A 1,187-nucleotide genomic window follows, 5' to 3' on the forward strand; every position below is an offset into this window, starting at 1 on the left:
GGGTTGTGACCGGTTGGGCCGAATAGCAGGGCAGGCACGGGGTTAGCTTGAGCAGCCGTCGGCGGCTGAGGTGTAGTTCGCGCAGCAACTGATGGAGCGGGCTGCCGCCGACGGGTGTCCCTGGTCGGGCCGGGTGGGCTCCTCGCGGGGATCACTCGCACCGTTCTGGAATCAACGCTGGATGCGGAGCGGGATGCGCACCTCGACGAGGTTGGTCTCGACGAGGCGAACGGCCGGCGAACGTTCGTAACGGGCACGGTGCGAAGACGGTGCAGACCGAGGTCGGTCCGGTGGATCCAGATGCCCCGGGGCCAGGCCGGGTCGTTCACCCCGCGGATCGTGCCCAAGCACGTCCGCCGCTTAAGAGCGTGTTTGGGAAGGTTTGTTGTGGATGGCGTGGCGGGGTGACGTTCGGCGGTGGGTTGGGCAGAGTGGCGCGGTGTCTACGCGTCGTGGCTGCCCCTCGGACCTGACCGGCGACCAGTGGGCACCGATCGAGGCTTTGCTGCCGGAGCCGAACACGGACGGCCGGCGGGAGAGGCACCCACGTCGGGAGGTCGTCTGCGCGATCCTGTACGTGGTGCGGTTCGGGTGCCCCGTGGCGGTATCTGCCTGCTGACCTTCCGCCGTGGAAGACGGTGTACGGGTCTGCTGCACCGATAGGTGACATCTGAGATGGCTTGCCCTGATGGCGGGCTGGAAGAATGTTGCTGTGCCCAAGCCCTACCCCCGTGAGTTCCGCGATGACGTCGTGCGGGTCGCCCGTGACCGGGACCCTGGCGTGACCGTCGAGCAGATCGCGAAGGACTTCGGAGTTCATCCGATGACGTTGTTCAAGTGGCTGCGCAAGGCCGACATCGACGCCGGGACCAAGCCTGGCGTCAGTGGCAGCGAGTCAGCCGAGCTGCGGGAGGCCCGTAAGCGGATCCGGTTGCTGGAGCAGGCGAACGAGGTCCTGCGCCGGGCCGCGGCGTACTTGTCGCAGGCGAACCTGCCGGGAAAAGGCTCTACCCGCTCGTGAGCGAGCTGGCCGCCGACGGTATCCCCGTGGCGGGTGACGTGCCGGGTGTTGAAGATCGCTCGCCAGCCTTACTGCCGGTGGCTAGTGCCGTGACCACGAACGTTCACGGTGTTGGATGACACGCCGTCCGGCCTGTCGGCCGGGCGGCGTCGGGGCGGTCAGGCTG

The 1,187-nt window shown here is 67.7% G+C and carries 2 protein-coding genes and 1 pseudogene; all 3 read left to right on the plus strand.

Annotation, left to right across the window (positions count from 1 at the left end):
• Positions 1-114 precede the first annotated feature (114 nt).
• The 3 genes and pseudogenes from ACIBEF_RS32540 (at position 115) to ACIBEF_RS32550 (ending at position 1,021) form a co-directional block, all read left to right on the plus strand.
• Complete coding sequence (locus tag ACIBEF_RS32540; RefSeq protein WP_396797258.1) at positions 115-408, plus strand: transposase; 294 nt, start codon at positions 115-117, stop codon at positions 406-408.
• Between the two features lie 31 nt (positions 409-439).
• Positions 440-647: pseudogene (locus ACIBEF_RS32545) on the plus strand (transposase); the annotation flags it as partial.
• A 65-nt stretch (positions 648-712) separates the two neighbouring features.
• On the plus strand, positions 713-1,021 hold the full coding sequence (locus ACIBEF_RS32550) for a transposase (protein ID WP_396797259.1): 309 nt from the start codon (positions 713-715) through the stop codon (positions 1,019-1,021).
• The last annotated feature ends 166 nt before the right edge of the window (positions 1,022-1,187 follow it).

It is taken from the genome of Micromonospora sp. NPDC050795 (assembly GCF_044456785.1).
In the GTDB taxonomy this organism is placed as follows: Bacteria; Actinomycetota; Actinomycetes; order Mycobacteriales; family Micromonosporaceae; genus Micromonospora.